The 17,062-nt window shown below is 59.5% G+C and carries 18 protein-coding genes; 3 read left to right on the top strand and 15 right to left on the bottom strand.

Annotation, left to right across the window (positions count from 1 at the left end):
• Positions 1-13: 13 nt before the first annotated feature.
• Positions 14-400 (bottom strand): SH3 domain-containing protein, encoded by a 387-nt coding sequence (locus tag RDL77_RS21130; RefSeq protein ID WP_223615373.1) that lies wholly within the window; start codon positions 398-400, stop codon positions 14-16.
• A gap of 351 nt (positions 401-751) precedes the next feature.
• Here RDL77_RS21130 and RDL77_RS21125 point away from each other — a divergent pair, with 351 nt between their 5' ends.
• Positions 752-1,138, top strand: coding sequence for an ester cyclase (locus tag RDL77_RS21125; protein WP_288194603.1), 387 nt, complete (start codon positions 752-754; stop codon positions 1,136-1,138).
• A 206-nt stretch (positions 1,139-1,344) separates the two neighbouring features.
• Here the strand turns inward: RDL77_RS21125 and RDL77_RS21120 are convergent, their stop codons facing one another.
• The 3 genes from RDL77_RS21120 to RDL77_RS21110 all read right to left on the bottom strand — a co-directional run bounded on the left by RDL77_RS21120 (position 1,345) and on the right by RDL77_RS21110 (position 3,801).
• Positions 1,345-2,754, bottom strand: coding sequence for a nitrilase-related carbon-nitrogen hydrolase (locus RDL77_RS21120; protein WP_288194602.1), 1,410 nt, complete (start codon positions 2,752-2,754; stop codon positions 1,345-1,347).
• Positions 2,751-3,494: a TetR/AcrR family transcriptional regulator gene (locus tag RDL77_RS21115; RefSeq protein ID WP_288194601.1), complete on the bottom strand. Its 744-nt coding sequence runs from the start codon at positions 3,492-3,494 to the stop codon at positions 2,751-2,753. Before RDL77_RS21115 ends, RDL77_RS21120 begins: the two co-directional genes overlap by 4 nt.
• A gap of 133 nt (positions 3,495-3,627) precedes the next feature.
• Entirely contained in the window at positions 3,628-3,801 is a 174-nt protein-coding gene (locus tag RDL77_RS21110; protein WP_288194600.1) for a hypothetical protein, read from the bottom strand.
• 73 nt (positions 3,802-3,874) lie between these two features.
• Between RDL77_RS21110 and RDL77_RS21105 the strand changes: the two genes are divergently transcribed.
• A complete protein-coding gene (locus RDL77_RS21105) occupies positions 3,875-4,411 on the top strand; it encodes a hypothetical protein (RefSeq protein ID WP_288194599.1) in 537 nt (178 codons plus the stop codon).
• Positions 4,412-4,451: 40 nt separating this feature from the next.
• On the opposite strand, the gene RDL77_RS21100 is transcribed toward RDL77_RS21105, so the two are convergent.
• The 5 genes from RDL77_RS21100 to RDL77_RS21080 all read right to left on the bottom strand — a co-directional run bounded on the left by RDL77_RS21100 (position 4,452) and on the right by RDL77_RS21080 (position 8,098).
• Positions 4,452-5,189, bottom strand: coding sequence for an amino acid ABC transporter ATP-binding protein (locus tag RDL77_RS21100; RefSeq protein WP_223615276.1), 738 nt, complete (start codon positions 5,187-5,189; stop codon positions 4,452-4,454).
• Between the two features lie 19 nt (positions 5,190-5,208).
• Complete coding sequence (locus RDL77_RS21095) at positions 5,209-5,901, bottom strand: amino acid ABC transporter permease (RefSeq protein ID WP_288194598.1); 693 nt, start codon at positions 5,899-5,901, stop codon at positions 5,209-5,211.
• On the bottom strand, positions 5,901-6,638 hold the full coding sequence (locus RDL77_RS21090) for an amino acid ABC transporter permease (RefSeq protein WP_223615274.1): 738 nt from the start codon (positions 6,636-6,638) through the stop codon (positions 5,901-5,903). Before RDL77_RS21090 ends, RDL77_RS21095 begins: the two co-directional genes overlap by 1 nt.
• Before the next feature lie 72 nt (positions 6,639-6,710).
• The gene (locus RDL77_RS21085) at positions 6,711-7,613 is read right to left on the bottom strand and encodes an amino acid ABC transporter substrate-binding protein (RefSeq protein WP_223615273.1); all 903 of its coding nucleotides are present in this window, start codon (positions 7,611-7,613) and stop codon (positions 6,711-6,713) included.
• 182 nt (positions 7,614-7,795) lie between these two features.
• Entirely contained in the window at positions 7,796-8,098 is a 303-nt protein-coding gene (locus RDL77_RS21080) for a hypothetical protein (RefSeq protein WP_223615272.1), read from the bottom strand.
• Positions 8,099-8,286: 188 nt separating this feature from the next.
• On the opposite strand from RDL77_RS21080, the gene RDL77_RS21075 reads away from it, so the two are divergent.
• Entirely contained in the window at positions 8,287-10,086 is a 1,800-nt protein-coding gene (locus tag RDL77_RS21075) for an alpha/beta hydrolase (RefSeq protein WP_288194597.1), read from the top strand.
• A gap of 3 nt (positions 10,087-10,089) precedes the next feature.
• On the opposite strand, the gene RDL77_RS21070 is transcribed toward RDL77_RS21075, so the two are convergent.
• The 6 genes from RDL77_RS21070 to RDL77_RS21045 all read right to left on the bottom strand — a co-directional run bounded on the left by RDL77_RS21070 (position 10,090) and on the right by RDL77_RS21045 (position 16,971).
• Positions 10,090-12,561 (bottom strand): glycoside hydrolase family 2 protein, encoded by a 2,472-nt coding sequence (locus RDL77_RS21070; protein ID WP_288194596.1) that lies wholly within the window; start codon positions 12,559-12,561, stop codon positions 10,090-10,092.
• A 14-nt stretch (positions 12,562-12,575) separates the two neighbouring features.
• Complete coding sequence (locus tag RDL77_RS21065) at positions 12,576-13,586, bottom strand: DUF1839 family protein (RefSeq protein WP_288194595.1); 1,011 nt, start codon at positions 13,584-13,586, stop codon at positions 12,576-12,578.
• Positions 13,587-13,594: 8 nt separating this feature from the next.
• Positions 13,595-14,503 (bottom strand): amino acid--[acyl-carrier-protein] ligase, encoded by a 909-nt coding sequence (locus RDL77_RS21060; RefSeq protein ID WP_288194594.1) that lies wholly within the window; start codon positions 14,501-14,503, stop codon positions 13,595-13,597.
• Positions 14,504-14,509: 6 nt separating this feature from the next.
• Positions 14,510-15,682, bottom strand: coding sequence for an acyl-CoA dehydrogenase family protein (locus RDL77_RS21055; RefSeq protein WP_288194593.1), 1,173 nt, complete (start codon positions 15,680-15,682; stop codon positions 14,510-14,512).
• On the bottom strand, positions 15,682-15,933 hold the full coding sequence (locus RDL77_RS21050) for an acyl carrier protein (protein WP_223615266.1): 252 nt from the start codon (positions 15,931-15,933) through the stop codon (positions 15,682-15,684). The genes RDL77_RS21055 and RDL77_RS21050 overlap by 1 nt, the downstream gene beginning before the upstream one ends.
• A 159-nt stretch (positions 15,934-16,092) precedes the next feature.
• Complete coding sequence (locus RDL77_RS21045) at positions 16,093-16,971, bottom strand: GntR family transcriptional regulator (RefSeq protein WP_223615265.1); 879 nt, start codon at positions 16,969-16,971, stop codon at positions 16,093-16,095.
• Positions 16,972-17,062: the final 91 nt, after the last annotated feature.

Here is a 17,062-nt window from a genome sequence, read left to right as displayed (position 1 = left end):
CAATGGCGAGATTTCACCGGCAAGAGAATCCTGGCGCGATCTTGCAATTCGGGCGAGGGCGGTGGGGCCGCGGCGGCGGGCGGTGGCCGTGATAATAGGGGGGCCGCACAACAATCGTCGGCCGAACCACAATGGCGGGCCTGTGAACGGCCACGCGATCGAGATAGTTGGCTGACACCCATCCCCGGATGCCCTGCCGTCCGATCCGGCACCAGTTTGACTGGCAAGCCAGAACATTCACGCGTATTCCCGCAGCCAGAGTACCAACGCGGGTGTAATGTGTTGCCGGACCGGTGCGAAGATTAACATTTCCGGTTGTATAGGCGACATCAGCAAGAGCAGAACCTGCCGAGAATATTATCGTGGAACAAAAAACAAGTAGTGTGAGAAAGCTTCTCATGTTCATTGCTCAATCCCCCTGCAATAACACTGATTCAATTTGGATCTTCGGTCTAATAGATTGAAATTATCGCGATTTGTCCAGTTGCTTTACAGAATAAGCCGATGATCATCGGCATGATGAGAAAGTTGCTGCCGCAAGAAGTTAATCTGAGGCGCTGGCATTCTGGTTTCAATTGTCCCATCAATTTGCCTGATCCCTCAAGGCCAACGGATGTGAACGTTGGATATAGCTAGTCGAACCTGATCTGGATAAGTGTTGGCATGCCGCAATAGGTTGAGTCTTAATGCGGTGACCGATGCACGTATTCGCCTCGTCCTGAACTTCACCGGCAGCCAAGGAGCAGTTGTCATGACTGAGACAAACCTCGCGGAAATCTACAACGCCTATATTTCCTGCTTGAATGCACAGGATTGGCCGAACCTCGGAACGTTCGTTCAGGAGGACGTGCGCTACAACGGAAAGCTGATCGGGTTGACAGGGTATCGAGGGCTGCTGGAGAACGACTTTGTGGAAATTCCGGACCTGTATTTCAATATTGATCTGCTGATTTCCGACCAATCCTACATTGCTGCCCGCCTCCTGTTTAACGTGACGCCAAAAGGGAATTTCTTTGGTCTTCCCATCAATGGGAGGAAAGTGTCCTTCAGCGAAAATGTATTCTACCAGTTTCGCGACGGAAAAATCAGTCTGGTATGGTCGGTGATAGACAAGGCCGCCATCGAAGCGCAGATATAGTACTTATCCCGAGCCCATTCCCTAAAACCCGAGATTTCCGGTAATCAAGGATTGAAGCTTGGCATAATGGTCTGTCTCCGCAACTGCAACTTGGCGGAGACACGCATGACTATTGCTTTCTTAACAGTGGCCGCTGCCTGATCGTCGCGGACCAGCAAGTTTAAGGGTCGGTTCGGATATCGAACCTCGCGCAACCGGCGGCGGCATCAGGACTGCGCAGGGGCAGCGGCGACTGCGCGCCGACGTTTCAACATCGAGAGAATGGCGATCGAAAGTGTTGAGGCGAGGCACAGCCACGCGAAGAGATCGCCGATCCGCGTGTAAAGCGTCGGCCCGGGCCCGAGCGGAAGGTCCGTGACCACCATGGTCAGGCCCGTCGGCGCATCCTCCTTCATGGCGATGACACGGCCTTGCGCATCGCTGGCGATCACCAGGCCATGGTGCGCGGGACGCATCATGGAAAATCCGTCTTCGACGCCGCGCATGATGGCCATTCGCCCATGTTGCCAGCCGTCGATGCCGAAGTCGCCCGCCGGCACACCTGCCAGCCGGGCTCCGTTCACGGCATCGGAGCGAATGGTGCTGGGGAAATCCATGTCTTTGCAGATCTCCATCGCGAATCCGTCGGCCAGAGACCCGGAGGCGTGACCGGGCACGTAGCGCTCTTCAAGCTCCGGCACGGGATGCCGCTTGTCATAGCGCTGCATCGGTCCCGTGGGGTCGAATGCAAGCGCGAAGTCGGCTGGCGGGTGGTCAGAATGGAAGCCGGCAATGATCCGTACTCCTGTTTCCCTGGACGCGGACGCAAGCGGCGCGATGATGGCCGACTGCGCCTCAGGGATCGAAGCCATGCCGCCTTCCGACGTCACGATGAAACGGGCGCCCTGGCGAGCCGCTTCACGGATTTCCTGGGCGTAGGCTGTCGTCACCGCAAGATCCTCCGGCAAAGCATGCGCGCGCCAGACGTTCGCTACAATCGACTCATCGACGATGCCTGCCACCCGGACGGTGGACGGCTGTGGCTGGGCCAGACGCGCGAACCCGAACGCCAAGTTCGCCGCGCAGATCGCAACGCCCAGAGTGATGGCGGCGATGGCCTCCCGCCTGGCGCGCAGCGCCAAGGCAACGGTGTTGGCGAAGAGGCAAATGAGGAACGTGACGGCGTACATTCCCAAGAGCGAAGCGCTCTGGATCAGGATGGGCGCTGACATCGTGCTGTAGGCAAACGAGCCGTAGGTGCCGTTCGGCGATGGAAGCTGGCTCAGGAGTTCGAATGCCGTCCACCATGCTGGAAACGCGAAGAGTGTGGCGAACGGATGCGCCCAGAGGTGTACAAAGCGCGCGAACCAGACGGCGGCGCAAAACATGCCAACGTAAAGCAGCAGCACCGGCACGATTATGAAGAGCGGCGGTATGTAAGGCAGTTGCAATATGTAGCCGCCGCTTGCCAGGATCGCGGCCGCGCTCGCCGCCATCACCTGCCACATCGGCTGCTTTCCGTAGGCCAGCCACAGGAGCGGTACCGGTGCGAACCAAGCCAGCATCCATACGTCGTCGAAGCCCTGTGACAGGTAGAACATCGCGCCGCTCAGCAGCGCAGCGAGGCCGGCGATCATCTTGTTCTCCGAGCAGATTCGAATGAAGCGAGACATTGGTGAAGGGCCGTGCGGTAGAGCGCTTTGAACTGCGTCTCGCTCGAAAAGCGGTTGGCGCGATGCATCGAGACGAGGCCTTGACCGAGCGCCGCGAGCGCCAAGGCGATTTCGAGCGCGGGCGTGTCCCCGATGCGTCCCTCTGCCTGCACCTCTTCGATGCGCTTCATGGCCATGGTCAATACGGGCGAGCGGCCGGCCGCAAAATCGTCTGGAAAGCGGCGCGCCTCGGGAGCGGGCAGGAAGAATGCCGCGTCGAACCGGTGGGGTTCCGTGATGGCGAAGTCCAAGTAAGCTTCGCCGAGCTCCTCCAGCCATTCCATCGGATCGGATGTGCCGATGGCGCGCGCGCGCTCTTCCCAGGCCCGAAGTCCGTCCGCCATCAAAGCGTTCAGCAGAGCGTTCTTGTCGGCGAAGTGGCGGTACATCGCCATCGTCGACATCTGCGCGCTCTGCGCCACCTTGCGGATGGTGAGTCCCGCGATTCCGTCTTGTTCGAGCACGGCTTTGGCTGCCGCAAAGATCCGGTCCATGGTCATGCGTGCTTTGTACACGTATCTGTGTGCAAAGTACACAGGGCTGAAGTCATACTGGAAATCTTGGGCTTTAGGGAACGGGTTCGGCATAGTATCGGGCTCGGCATAACGGGATGAAAATCGTCCGCGACGCCAGCAACCGTATCCCTCAAGCTGCTGATGTACCATGTCCTTGCTGCCCGGTAACGAAATACCAAGGAAGCCCTGTCAGGCTGGCTGACATCGCGATTCGACGCTCAGGAACGTTGTCAAACCCGATGTTGATCTGGCCCAACCGCGACTGGGCCGAAGAGGGCAGGATTTATATGGCCAAGAGAAAGCGCAGCACCCGTTCACCGTCACGTTCGCCGAAGCGGTCATCGCCGCGCTCCGCATCGGGCGGGTCCTCGACGGGTATAATCCTGGCTCTTGCCGTGATTGTCGGCGTTGGCGCATTGAGCATATGGTCGGCGACGCAGCACAAAGGCCCGCTCAAAGCCTTCGCCGGATGGTTTGAACGTCCAGCGGCACAGACCAGTCGATCAGCCGCCGCAAAGCCAGAGGCAGATGTGAAACAGACAGTGAAAGCCGCGCCGCGCCAGGAGAACATTCCGGCTGCCGCTTTCAATGCTCCGATCCCGCGCCCCTCCATTCCCGTCGGCGCACAGCCGAATCCCGCGGTGCCCACGCCGCTGCAGCGGGCAGCATTACAGCAGCCGCAACCATTGCAGCGCCCGGCCTTGGCCGTTGGTCCTGCGGAGCGGACGGGTATTCACCTGCCACGCGGGATCAACATGCCCAACATGACGCCATCGGTGGTGTATGCGCGGGAAAGGCTGACCTTGCGGCGCAATGCGTGGGATAAATCCGAACCGGCGGGTACCGTGGAAAAGGGACGCGAAATGCGCTCCTATGGCAAAACCGGCAAATGGCATCATATCGTGATTCCCGCTACCGACATGATCGGCTGGGTGCACGAAGATATGCTGATTGCCGGAAAAACCCACCCCGGCACGTCGGGTATGACGACAGGTGCGATATCCGGTACGCCCAGGTCCACGCAGGTGCAGGCCATCTATCCGCCACGCCCGGTCGGCGCCCAGTGACGGCCTGAACAAAGCGGGGACTGTCGCCCCTGCCGCGACCTCAATACTGCAGAATCTTGTTGAGAAATTCGCGCGTGCGGGGCTGACGGTCCTCGATCTTGCCGAAGAACTCGTCCTTGGTTGTATCCTCGAGAATGCGGCCGCCAACATCCATGAAAATGACGCGGTTGGAGACTTTCCGGGCAAAACCCATTTCATGCGTCACCACCATCATGGTCATGCCTTCGGAGGCTAGGCCGACCATGACGTCCAGCACCTCGCCCACCATCTCCGGATCAAGCGCCGATGTCGGCTCGTCGAAAAGCATGATGATCGGATCCATGGAGAGCGCGCGGGCGATGGCCACGCGCTGCTGCTGGCCGCCGGAAAGCTGGCCGGGGAATTTGTGCTGATGATCGATGAGCCCGACGCGCTCCAGCATTTGCAGGCCGCGTTTCTTGGCCTCGTCGCGCCGGCGACCAAGCACCTTTATCTGGGCAATGATGAGATTGTCCGTGACCGACAGATGCGGAAACAGTTCGAAGTGCTGGAAGACCATCCCGACGCGGCTTCTCAATTTCGGCAGGTCGGTGGCCTTGTCGTGAACGGCGACGCCGTCGATCCAGATTTCGCCCTTCTGGATTGGTTCAAGCGCGTTGATGGTCTTGATCAGTGTGGATTTGCCTGAGCCGGACGGCCCGCAAACGACGACGACCTCTCCCTTGTTGATCTTGACCGAGCAGTCGTTGAGGACCTGAGTCGTGCCATACCATTTGGAAACGCTTTTCATTTCGATCATTGCGATTGCGTCCTTCAGTTCAGCGCACGATGCGGATTTTCTGGTTCAGTTTCTTGACGAGCATGGACAAGAAAAAGGAGATGACGAAATAGACCACGGCAGCGAGGAGATAGGTTTCGATCCGCCGGCCAAACGTATTGCCCATGATTTCGAAACCCTTGAGGATGTCGTAGGCGCCGATGGCATAGACCAGCGAGGTATCCTGGAACAGCACGATGGTCTGGGTCAGGAAGACCGGCAGCATGTTGCGGATCGCCTGGGGCAGGATGATGTAGCGCATGTTCTGCGCATAGGTCATGCCGAGAGCCTGCCCCGCATTCGTCTGGCCGCGCGGCAGGGATTGGATGCCGGCGCGCACGATCTCGCTGAAGAAGGCGGCTTCAAAGACAATGAAGGTTATCAGGGCGCAAATCTCGGCCCGGTATTTCTGGCCGCTTCCACCCGGGAACAGGTCGTAAAAGCCGGATGGCACCAGCAGGAAAAACCAGAGGATCACCATCACCAGCGGCACGCTGCGAAACACATTGACATACCACGTGGCGATATATTCCAGCGGCTTGACGTTGGACAGGCGCATCAGGGCAATGACGGTGCCGAGGGCAATGCCGCCAATGGTGGCGGCAATCGTGAGCGAGACGCTGAAATAGAGGCCGCTGAGCAGATAATTGCTGATATTGGCCCATGTATAGAACGAAAAGTCGAGCGTAGCCATCAGTGCGCTCCCTGCGTCTGGACCGTCAGGCCGGGTATGCGCATCCGCCGTTCCATGAAGGCCATGACCCGGTTGACCACCAGCGCGGTCACCGCATAGAGGACCGTGGCCGCCAGATAGACCTCGACCCCGCGCGACGTCTCTTCCTGTGTCTGCATGGCGAAGCTGATCAGTTCGGGAATCGATACCGCAAAGGCGACTGACGAGTTCTTGACGATATTCATCGCTTCGCTGGTCAGCGGCGGGATGATGATGCGGAAGGTCTGCGGCAGGATCACATAGCGGTAGGTCTGAAACTGGGTGAAGCCGACAGCATAGGCGGCGTTACGCTGGCCTGTCGGCAAAGCCTGGATACCGGCGCGTATCTGTTCGGCGATACGGGCGGAGGTGAAGAAGCCGAGCGCACAGCAGGCCAAAACGAAGCCCGGCACGCTCCGCATGCCCGGAACGAGTTCGGAAATCACGAAGAACCAGATGAAGAGCTGGACGAGGATGGGAATATTGCGGAAAAGCTCAACCCATCCCGCCGCGAAGGCGGAGATGACCCGGTGTCCGGACAGCGTGCGCAACGTGCCAATGACGATGCCGAACACCAGAGCGATCACGAGCGAGGTGGCGGCCACGGCAACCGTGTAGCCCCAAGCCGACAGCATCCATTGAAAGTAGGTGACGCCGTCACCCCGGTCATCCCAAAGAAACTGCCAGCGATCCCATACGTTCTGCCAATACGCCATCATATCTCGCCCACCCGCACGTGTTGCATCAACAGGGCCGGTACTGCGCGTTTCCCGGCCCTGGTAAGCTCAAACCTATTGGCCGGGTTGCTTATAGTCCTCGGTCGGCTTGTCGTTCGGATTGGCCCAGGCTTCCTTGGTTGCTTCCGAGGCCGGCATGTTCAGCGAAACATTGTTCGGCGGAATGGGCTGCATGAACCACTTGTCGTAGAGCTTGGCGATGGTGCCTGCCTTGATCTGTTCCACAATGCTTTCATCGACCGCCTTCTTGAACTCGGGGTCGTCCTTGCGGATCATGATGGCGATCGGTTCAACGGACAGGACTTCCGGCAGAACCTTGAAATCGCTCGGCTTTTGTGCCCGGGCAATATTGGCCGCGAGGATCGAGGCGTCCATCACGAAGGCATCGGCGCGGCCGCTCTGCAGGAGCAGGAAGCTGTCAGCGTGATCCTTGCCATAGACCTCGTTGAAGGTAATGTCTTTGCCGCGCTTGTTTTTGCGCAGGGTCTGCACGGAGGTGGTGCCGGTCGTGGTCGCCACGTTCTTGCCGTTCAGATCTTCCAGCTTGCTGATGTTGGAGTTGGCACGGACCGCAATTTTCACTTCCTCGACATACACGGTATCGGCAAATGCAACGTCCTTTGCGCGTGCGGTGTTGTTCGTTGTTGAGCCACATTCGAGATCGACGGTGCCGTTCTGGACCAGAGGCACACGGTTCTGCGATGTGACGGGCTGATACCGGATGTCCAGCTTTTCAAGCCCAAGCTTCTTCTTGATGTCCGCAATGATATTCTGGCAGACATCGTAGTGATAGCCGGTGTAGACGCCATTGCCGAGCGTATAGGCCAATCCGGATGACTCCCGTACACCCTGCGTGATGGTGCCAGAGGACTTGATCTTGTCCAGAGTTCCGTCAGCCTGTGCCGCTGACCCAAGAGCAGCAAAGATTATTGTTGCCGTGATCAGAATTTTTTTCATTTAATCCTCCAATTCGAACGCCGCAACTATGGCCGCATTCGGCGAAATTGAAAAGCGCTTAGGCTTCCAATTTGCAAATCCGGGCCGCTTGGCTGTGGAACACCCATTGTTGTGAAAGGCCTCTGCTGCCCTCGGGCGCCCATGTAATGGGAACGCCGCCGGCTCTTGTAATGTCCGGATATTCAGTCTCTCGGAGCCGCATAGACGAGCAATTGCCAGACGATTGGCAGGTTATTTGAGTGCCGGTGTTGAGCCGGCAGCGGTACGCCTTCTGTTGCAGCTATTTCCTCACCGCAGTTTTTGCAGCGGTATATGCCGGAATTGTAGGGGATCGATCCGGGCTCGAATTCTTTGTCAAACTGATCGCTCTCGTATCTCAGCAGGTACTTTCCATATTTATAAGAGGCCATGCTTTTCTCCCGCGATGTCGATATACGGGTCAGCGGCGTCCGGTGCGAAGCAGGAAAACGATCTGATTCAACCATTGGCCACCCCAAGGTAATCCAGCACGATGTTAATGGAGACTCCGGCCGATTGTCACTACGGCTGTTGGCTCTCCCGTGCAGCAGGTCGAATTCTTATGCGTTTGGTAACCGGGATGGAAAGGGCCGGTGGCCATTGCCCCTGTTCCTCTGCTAGAGCAGTTCCTTCAGCATCGGGGGCGAGGCGGACCATGAACAAGGAAATCCATATCCAGTCCGGGGAACTTGCGGACGCAATAAGGATAGGGGGGCGGGCGGCGGCGCAGCCTGTTGTTTTCAATCGGACGATTGGACTTTTTCAAAGGGCTGATGCGGATCATCCGGGCAGTACGGCGGTGCTTTTCGCCAGCCCGTGGGGGCTGGAAGAACTGTGCACCCGCAAATTCTGGCGCATCATTGCGGAGAAACTGGCTGAGAAGGGCATCCCGTCCTTCCGTTTCGATTGGCCGGGAACCGGTGACGCGCTGGATGATGGCGACTTTTCCAGGGGACTGGCGGTCTGGAGTGACGCGCTTGTGGCCGGGGCGGGGCTGTTGAAGGACCTCTCGGGCTGCCAGCGCATCATCGTTCTGAGCCAGGGATTGGGTTGCGTTATCGCCGCCGATGCAGCGGCTCGGATGGACGGGCTTGAAGCGATTGCGTTCATGGCGCCGGTTGTTTCTGGCCGACACTATACGCGTGAACTATCAATCTGGTCCGGCATGGTTGACGCCGACCTTGGCTTGCCGGAAGCCCAGCGCGACAAGACTGGCGTGTCGATTGCCTCGTTGAAACTGCCCACCGAAGTGGCGGAAGGATTGCGCCGGGCAAACCTGATGACACTTGGCAGCAAGATTGCAGCGCAATGTCTGGTCTTGCCCCGGTTGGCCCGCCCCGACTACCCTGAGTGCGCGGCGCATCACACGCGGCTCGGCCTTGACGCGGTGCCCGAGGCCTACCCCAACTATGATAAACTCGTTTCCAATCCTGTCGTCTCGCAGCTTCCGCTCGCCGTTGCCGACCGCATTGTCGATTGGGCTGCCGGTGTTGCAGGACGCTTCCCGCCCATCGAAGCCCGTGCACTTGTCGTTGAGGACGTGAAAGCCGGGACGTTGCAGGGCGATGGTTTTGCGGAAACCCCGCTGCGCTTCGGCTGCGGTGACCGGCTCTATGGCGTGCTGTGCGAGCCGCAAGGTACACGGCGCGGGGCGACGGTGCTGTTCCTGACCTCTGCCTATGACCGGCATGCGGGATGGGGACGCACGATTGCCACCATAGCGCGCGCGCTGGCACGGCGCGGCGTCGCCTCGCTCCGGTTTGATACGGCCAATGCGTCCGATAGTCCGCCGGTGCCGGGTATTCCGGATCAGGTACTTTATCATGATGCGCAGAATGCTGACGTTGCCGAAGCGTTGTCTTTCCTCAACAGTCTTGGCACTGCGGCAATCATCGCTGCGGGCCGTTGCAGCGGCGCTTATCTCGGATTTCAGAACATCGTTGCCGATCCGCGGCTGTCCGGTGCGGTCCTCGTCAATCCCATTACCTTTTACTGGGAACCGGGACGTTCGGTCGATGAGGCCGTGCGTGAAGGCAGCCGGACCCTGGAAGAATATGGCAGCCGGCTCTTGCGCGCCTCGACATTCAAACGTCTCGTCCGCGGCGAACTGGATTTTGTCGGCATTGCCCGAAACGTTGCCGGAGGAATGGGCCGGCGCATTGCCAAACGGGCGCGGCATCTGCTTCGCGGCCGGACGACAGAAGGCCGGGCCGTCTACAAGGCATTCGGCGTGTTGAAGGAGAGGCAGAGTCCCGTTGAACTGCTCTACAGCTACCGGGATCCCGGACTTGAATATTTCGGCTACTATTTCGATGCGCGGGAAGGCAGGATTGCCGGGTATCCCAATGTGTCGGTCAAGAAGATCGCCGATGCGGATCACAATCTCACACCGCAACACGCCCGCGATATCTATATTGACGCGCTCGAACGGATGGCGGTGCGTTTTCCGGGCTGACGATCACTCAAACCAGACGGTGCGAGGACTTCCGGCAATGCGGATTTCGCCGGCTGGGCGGGTTGAAAGCGCGGTGCCGTCCCGCGGGATCAATTCGAGCCGCTTGGTCTCGCCAGGCGCCAGATGAAACCAGTTGTCATCGGGGCGGTATCCCTCGATATCCACATGGACTGACTGGGCGAGCACGGGCGTGGTCAGCTCAAGGAACCAGACATTCCCCTCCAGGGTAAGGGCGGTTTCCACTGCCGCCTCATGGAAGGCTTTCGTCCGGCCTTGCGGAAAATGGAAAGCCTCGGCGAGAACCCTGCCGGACTGCGGTTCTTTCAAGCGGGCGACGGTCACATCATGGGAAACCGGGCCAAAGCGATAGGCATAGGTTGTGTCAAAGAAGGCACCGAACAGATCCGTCGCCGCCAGCGTCAATTGCTGGCCCGGTTCGAGTGTCAGATCACGGCGGCCCGACACGACGGGCTGCCTCCCGGCGCGCAGGCACGTGACTTCGACGAAAGCTGCCAAGCTCTTTGGCCGTTCATTGACGATGTGAAGCGCAAGACCATTAACGCCCTCATCGGTGAGGGTGAGATTGACGGCGCGCCAGGCACGTTTCAAGCCGTACCATGCGGCCTTCGGCTCACCCGTGCTGTCGATGACGCCCCAGCCCGCACCTGGCAAAAGATCCTGCAGCATCCAGACAAGCCCGCCCCAGCAGTTGCTTCCCGGCCGCCGCCATTCGGCAAAGGTGGCTTCCATCACTTCGGCCGTTACCGCCCGGGACAGGTGCAGGTAGGACGGCATGTCTTCGCGGCGCAGTGTCGTCGGGTCGAAGCCGTACAGCATGGCGAGATAGGCCTCCCGCACATCCTCGAAGTCCCAGGATACACCGTTGTCGCGGGGTACCCTTGCCTTCCAGCGGGGATGGTGGACCGCAGGCACGTTCAGGTGCGCTGTCAATGTGCGGGCTTCCGGAACGTTGGAAAACGCCAGGCATTCCGTGGCGAAGCGGACATTGGCGCGGCGCGCATCCTCCAGCGGGCGGCAATAGGCACTGACGCCGTAATAGTGGCTGACGCCGGCATTGGCGATAAAGGGCAGTGCACCATCGCATGGCGAATTGGCGACGTAGGGTACGTCGGGACGCAGACTGCGTGACAGGGACGGCAGGATTTCCTCGGTCAGCGGCCCTTTCCAAACGGTTTCCGGCAGGCCCAGCATGGAGCCCTGCTGGTAGAGTTCGCTGCCACCGCACAGGACCGCCAGGGATGGGGCCGCGCGTGTTCGCTTGAGCAATTGCCGGGCTTCCGCGTCGACCTGCGCTGAAAACTCCGCATCCTTCACGGGATAATCGAAATTGGCGAACATGAAATCCTGCCAGACCAGGATGCCGAGCTCGTCGCACAGATCGAAGAAATCATTGCTTTCGTAGACCGTTATGCCGCTGATACGGATCATGTTCATTCCGGCTTCCGCGGCAAGGCGCAGCCAGACTGCGTAATCCTCGCGCTTGCCCGGCAGGCGGACAATGTCGGCGGAGCTCCAGACCGCGCCCCGGCAGAAAATGCGCCTGCCGTTGACGATCAAGGCAAAGCCCTGGCTGTCCTCACCCCGGTCGATCTCCAGGCTCCTGAAGCCGGTGCGCCCCACCCGATATGTTTCATGCCCGGCACGGAGCACGACGTCATGCAGGACCGGCGAACCGTGCGTGTGGGGCCACCACTGGGTCACACCCGGTAAATCAAGACGCGCATGCCAGCGGCCGTCATCGTTCAGAACGGCTTCGCTGCTGCAGCCGGCACATTCCACCACGGGGTGTTCAAACGGGCCAGACCAGGCAAAGCTCACGCGGAGAACGCCGTCGCCACCGCCGGTCAATTCGCTGTGGATGTCAATATCCGCTATCGGCTCGGAGCCCGGCCGCAACAGCCTTACCGGGCGCCATGGACCTGCCGGATGAATTTCGGGACACCAGCCGGGCATGTAGCCCAGAGGCGTGGTCCGCAGCAGACGCAGGCCCTGTTCGTTCATCAGTTGCGTGCGCCAGCGTGCGCGCGGCCCCTTCCGGTTGAGAAGAGGCGCCAATGCGCGAAAACACATGGCGAGCTCGTCCCTGCCGGTCAATTCAACTGTGACGTCCGACGACAGGAACATATTGCCGGACTGCAGAATGCGGCTGCCGTTCCAATAGACTTCAGCGATTGTCGCCAGCCCTTCGAAACGGAGAATGGCCGTTCCCGCCGGTTCGTTGCCGAACGCCCTGATATACCAGGCGTCCTGTTGATTGAGCGGAAAGGGAGCGCCACGTTCAAACCGGCCGGCCTGTTCCAGGGCTTCCGCCACTGTGCCGGGTACCGGAATATTGGGCAAAGCGCCTTCGCGGCGCAACTGATCCGGTCCGGATGCCTCGCCCGATGCCGTCAGGATGAGGTGCCACGCATCGCCGAGAAGTTGACCACCCTTGTTGCTGATCGGCAGCGGCACGCTCTCCATCCGCGTCAGGCGTCCACGCGGCTTTCGGCAGCGGCGTGCACTTTGGGATGGCCGAGTTCCGAAGCCAGAATATCCATCATGCTGTCCCATGCATCGGCGGCGGGAAGGAGTGCATCGGCCAGCGGGGCAAATTTTTTGCGCGTGACGGCACGGGCAAGCTGGAACTGCGCCGCCTTGGCGACCTCGGCAATGCGGATCGCATCCTTTGCCGCCGCCGCAAAGGCCCCATCCGGGCGCAGCCATGTGAGATGGCTGGCGGCAAGCTCGAAGTTGGCGCCCAACTGGCGCATCGTGTTGAAGGCGTATTTATGGAAGAACGCAAAGGGCCGTTCCGCCACGGCCTCGGCCTGCAGCGGAAACACATCCATGAACGCGCGAATGGGATTTGCTGCGGGCCGGCGGGCGAAATGGCCGGGCAGCAGACGTGCGGATTTCGCGCGTATGGACGCGGCATCGGCTGGCTGGTCCGGGAATTTTGCAAATTCCGTATAGGGCAGGAACGGCATGTCCTCATCAGTCAGATGACGCTGGAACAGGCCGTCAAAATCGTCGCCGTCCAGGCGGAAGAAGCCGCCATTGTGGAAATAATCGAGGCTGCGGTTTTGCGTATCCATGCGGTTGATGGCGACCGTCGTCTTGCCGTGCTCGCTGCGGTAGCCCACCCCATGGGTGTCCGGCATGAAATAGCTGTCCATCTCCACGAGGGTGAGGCGGCTCCGTGCCATCTGCGCGGCCACGTGGCTTTCCACCGTGTCAAAGATGGCAAGCTCGCCGACGCGAATGCCATAAAGCGTCTCCAGATCCTCCAGCGGCACCTTGAAAAACGTGAACTGATCGCCTTCAAAGTCCTGGTTCAAGGTGAAGCCCAGCATTGCTTCCGGCGGCAGGTTCTGTGCGGCAAGAACCTCGATCCACAGATCAACGTAGCAGTTGGTCTCCGGCCAGATCCGATCCTGCGCATGCAGGGCATGCGGCCGGTAGGTCTGCGGATCGATATGGGGGAAAACAGCTTGCATGCCGCCGGTCAGCCCCACAATTCCTGGCGAACCTGTTCCGGCCAGGCTTCGATGTTGAGGCCATGGTGGTGGAACAGGGCAAGGGCAATCCGCTCCAGGCCAAATCCGACACAGGCGGTATGGGCGGTCGTGCCATCGGCGAATTGAATGCCCCATTTCGTGCCGAAATGATCCTGATGATAGTTGAAGCTCATGCAGGCGGTCGGGTTTTCGGTCGATGTGATCGGGATAAGCAGTTCGAATTTCAGGTTCTGATCGCGCTGATTGTTGACCAGCATGCGCCCGGCGCGGCCAAAGAACGGATCGTTGGCAACGTCGATGTGAACGGGAAGGCCCACCCGCTGCATGATGTCCGTGCCGCGCTCGATCCAGAGCTGGCGGAACTCCGTCACGTCATCGGCCTTGCCCATGCGGACATATTCACGCATGCGGAACATCTGCTGGCGCGCCGGGTCTTTCGACGGTTCGTGCCGGAAGCAATAGGATTGCAGGTCGAACAGCCCGCCATCGGCCGGCAGGTCGCCGCGCTGGGCAACGACGGGGTAGAGCGGATAGCAGGCGGCCGGCGTCAGCACGATGTCGGTCGCTTGCTGTTCCTTCGTCCAGTCTTTGCCGGCATCCATGCACTGGATGAGATTGACATGATCAAGCTCGCATCCGCAGAAACTGTGGATGGTTCCGGCCAATTGCGGAAAACTCTTCATGTAGCCGCTTTTTTCGAAGATGGCCCGGTTCATTCCGGGCGGGAAGCGGATGACTTCGGCACCATCGCTGCCGCCGGTGCGGTCAATCAGCCGCTCGAACGCGGCAATGACGTCCTCGAAACGGCCGCTGCGTCCATAAAGACCGTCAACGCCGGTATCGAGCAGGAGACCAGCCGAAAACAGGCGGTCGAGAAAAGATATTTGAGCGTCCATGCCGTGTTACCCCAAGAGACTGGTGTTCTGTTTATGGATGAGCAGCATCGTGGCCGTGTTGCCAAGAATGCGCTCATTGGAGACCATGAGCTGTGCCGAATTGGCATCGCGCAAATGCCGGCCGAGGCTGTAGGGTGTTCCGTTCTTGTAACCCATGATGCCGCAGACGAGCATGGCATGATTGATGATCTGCAGAATGGATTGCGATGCGCCAACCTTGAGGTTGTTCATCGTGATGGCAAAGCCCATCGAGGCGAGCTTGTCGCTGTCGTCCTTGGCATGCCGGTAGGTATTGAGGCAGGCGACGATTTCGGACTTCAGCATCTGCAGCATGTTCGACGCTTCGGCGACGCGCAATGCTCCCGGCTGTTGAACGCCGGGCGTACGCTTGGCTGCCGCCCTGACGAAGGATTGGGCCCGGGTTACGGCATCGACTGCAATGCCGTACCAGAGCGCGCTCCAGAGGAGATGTGCCATGGCCAGCATGGACTGCGCCGCGATTTCCGCGAAAGGGTGGGGCAGGATCTGTTCGGCATTGCCGGTTCCCCGAAAAACAAAGCCTTCCGAGCAGGTGCCGCGCATGCCGAGGGTATCCCAGCCGTTTGTCTTCTCCAGCGTATACTGATCCCTGACAAAAACGGTCATGACCTGGTCGGAAGATGCGGCCTCCGCGCCCGAGCGGGACGTGATCAGGATCGCATCGGCTTCGGTGCCGTAGGAAATGACTGTCGCGTTCTTTTCGAGGCGGCAGGTATCGCCGTCAATTTCGATGGCGCATAGGCTGTTGCGCAAATCCCCGCCAATGCCGCCTTCGGTGGTTGCAGACGCCAGCAGCAGCTGTTCGGCCGCAACCCGGTGCATGAAGGCCCGGTGCCATTTCGCGGATTGGCCATGTTCGACAAGGCTCGACAGCTTGATGTGGTGCATCGCGAAAATCATCGCGCTGGCAGCACAGGACTGTCCGATAATGGAACATATTTCCGCAATCTGCTCGACCTGCGCCGCTTCGCCGCCAAGATCGGTGGGAACTTGGATACCCAGCAGATGCTCGGCCTTCATCGCATTGATGGCTTCGCGCGGAAAGCGTGCTTCGGTATCGACATTGTCGGCGAACTGGGCGGCGATGGCGGCAACGCGCGACGCGCGCTGCTGCAGACTGTTACCGGCGCCGGCGTTCATCAGGCGTCCTCATTGTTCTTGAGGATCGCTTCCACTGTCCGTTCGATAGCCTTGATGCTGGCAAAGGATTTGCGGTTGAGGAACTGGTCCGAAAATTCGATATCGAATGTGTCCTCAATGCCCAGCATCAGCTGGACAGAGGCGAACGAGGACAACCCCGCATTGTATAGGTCTTCTTCATCGCTGATCTGATCGACCGCGACCGGCAAACCGCCTACCTTAGCCAAAAGTTCCCGAATGGCTTCATTCATTGGATGCACCCCCGCACATATTTATCGCTGTCTGCAATACGCGAATATGTCGGCAGTTTCTATCGTCTGAAGTCTTTATTTCTAGTTATGGTTGTTTTTTTGGGAATCACGGCAGGAACAGGTTGATTATGACCCGAGACTTGTAAGTCCCACATCCGGTCATTCCACCTCATAGCGGCTTGCGCCTTCGATGTGACGGCGCAAAAGGGCCTCGGCAAAGATCACGTCGTTCTCGGACAGGGCGTCGAGAATGGCAATGTGTTCGATGCAGACCTGACGGATGCGTTCGTGCGGGAGCCTTTCGAAATAGGCATATTCGGTAATGCGCCGCAGGCTGTTTTGCTGGCGAACGGCCTGAACGAGAAAGCGATTGCCCGACCAGACCGCCAGGGCTTCGTGGAACGACGCATTGACGTTAAACCACTGATCCCGCTGAACCGATGCGGGCGGGATGCGCATGATATCCGCCTGCGCGGCGCGGATGGAAGCAAGATGGTCCTTGTCCACCTTGAAGCCCGGATGCCGCAGGGCGCCGCATTCCAGGATCATGCGGAACTGATAGCTTTCCTCCTCCACCTGGTCGGTATCGAGGCTTTCGGCAAAGGCCCAGCCGTGGCCCCTCTGGCGCTGGACCAGGCCTTCGGCGGCAAACCGCAGCAGGACTTTGCGAATGGTTCCGCGTGTGGAGCTGTAACGCTCCGCCAGCAGCGTCTCTGATACCTCCATCGGTATTGCGCCCGTCGCCCGGTCAGCCATCAGCCGTTTGTGGATGTCTTCCAGCTCCGACGGGGGCGCGATACCATCGATATCGCCGTTGCCATCAGGCAGGAGAGCCAGGACATAGCCCCGGCCGGGCGCATGAGCCAGAACGCCGCGGCTCGCCAGCAAGGCAAGGGCCGAGCGGATCGGCGATCGTGAGACCCCCAGCCTTCTGGCCAAAGCAAAATCCGATACGCGCTCCCCGACAGGCCAGCGCTCCGACGAGGCCAAGGAAACGATCTGGCGGGCGATTTCTATTTGCAGGTCACTGACGGTCAATCCTAGCTCCATATCCTATGAGGCTTATTTTTGCATAAAAGCCAATTGACACGCAATCATTACGTACTAAAGTGTACGTAAATTAAACAAA

The sequence above is a fragment of the uncultured Phyllobacterium sp. genome, from assembly GCF_902479695.1.
In the GTDB taxonomy this organism is placed as follows: Bacteria; Pseudomonadota; Alphaproteobacteria; order Rhizobiales; family Rhizobiaceae; genus Phyllobacterium; species Phyllobacterium calauticae.
This window is presented reverse-complemented; position numbering and strand designations above follow the sequence as displayed.

What these genes read in the sequence shown, in the direction of transcription:
- RDL77_RS21115 (WP_288194601.1), bottom strand. Translation starts at nt 3,494, where the DNA reads ATGGTACATCAGCAGCTTGAGGGATACGGTTGCTGGCGTCGCGGACGA.
- RDL77_RS21120 (WP_288194602.1), bottom strand. Translation starts at nt 2,754, where the DNA reads ATGATCGCCGGCCTCGCTGCGCTGCTGAGCGGCGCGATGTTCTACCTG.
- RDL77_RS21060 (WP_288194594.1), bottom strand. Translation starts at nt 14,503, where the DNA reads ATGGACGCTCAAATATCTTTTCTCGACCGCCTGTTTTCGGCTGGTCTC.
- RDL77_RS21085 (WP_223615273.1), bottom strand. Translation starts at nt 7,613, where the DNA reads ATGAAAAAAATTCTGATCACGGCAACAATAATCTTTGCTGCTCTTGGG.
- RDL77_RS21100 (WP_223615276.1), bottom strand. Translation starts at nt 5,189, where the DNA reads ATGATCGAAATGAAAAGCGTTTCCAAATGGTATGGCACGACTCAGGTC.
- RDL77_RS21050 (WP_223615266.1), bottom strand. Translation starts at nt 15,933, where the DNA reads ATGAATGAAGCCATTCGGGAACTTTTGGCTAAGGTAGGCGGTTTGCCG.
- RDL77_RS21130 (WP_223615373.1), bottom strand. Translation starts at nt 400, where the DNA reads ATGAGAAGCTTTCTCACACTACTTGTTTTTTGTTCCACGATAATATTC.
- RDL77_RS21065 (WP_288194595.1), bottom strand. Translation starts at nt 13,586, where the DNA reads ATGCAAGCTGTTTTCCCCCATATCGATCCGCAGACCTACCGGCCGCAT.
- RDL77_RS21055 (WP_288194593.1), bottom strand. Translation starts at nt 15,682, where the DNA reads ATGAACGCCGGCGCCGGTAACAGTCTGCAGCAGCGCGCGTCGCGCGTT.
- RDL77_RS21095 (WP_288194598.1), bottom strand. Translation starts at nt 5,901, where the DNA reads ATGGCTACGCTCGACTTTTCGTTCTATACATGGGCCAATATCAGCAAT.
- RDL77_RS21080 (WP_223615272.1), bottom strand. Translation starts at nt 8,098, where the DNA reads ATGGTTGAATCAGATCGTTTTCCTGCTTCGCACCGGACGCCGCTGACC.
- RDL77_RS21075 (WP_288194597.1), top strand. Translation starts at nt 8,287, where the DNA reads ATGAACAAGGAAATCCATATCCAGTCCGGGGAACTTGCGGACGCAATA.
- RDL77_RS21090 (WP_223615274.1), bottom strand. Translation starts at nt 6,638, where the DNA reads ATGATGGCGTATTGGCAGAACGTATGGGATCGCTGGCAGTTTCTTTGG.
- RDL77_RS21125 (WP_288194603.1), top strand. Translation starts at nt 752, where the DNA reads ATGACTGAGACAAACCTCGCGGAAATCTACAACGCCTATATTTCCTGC.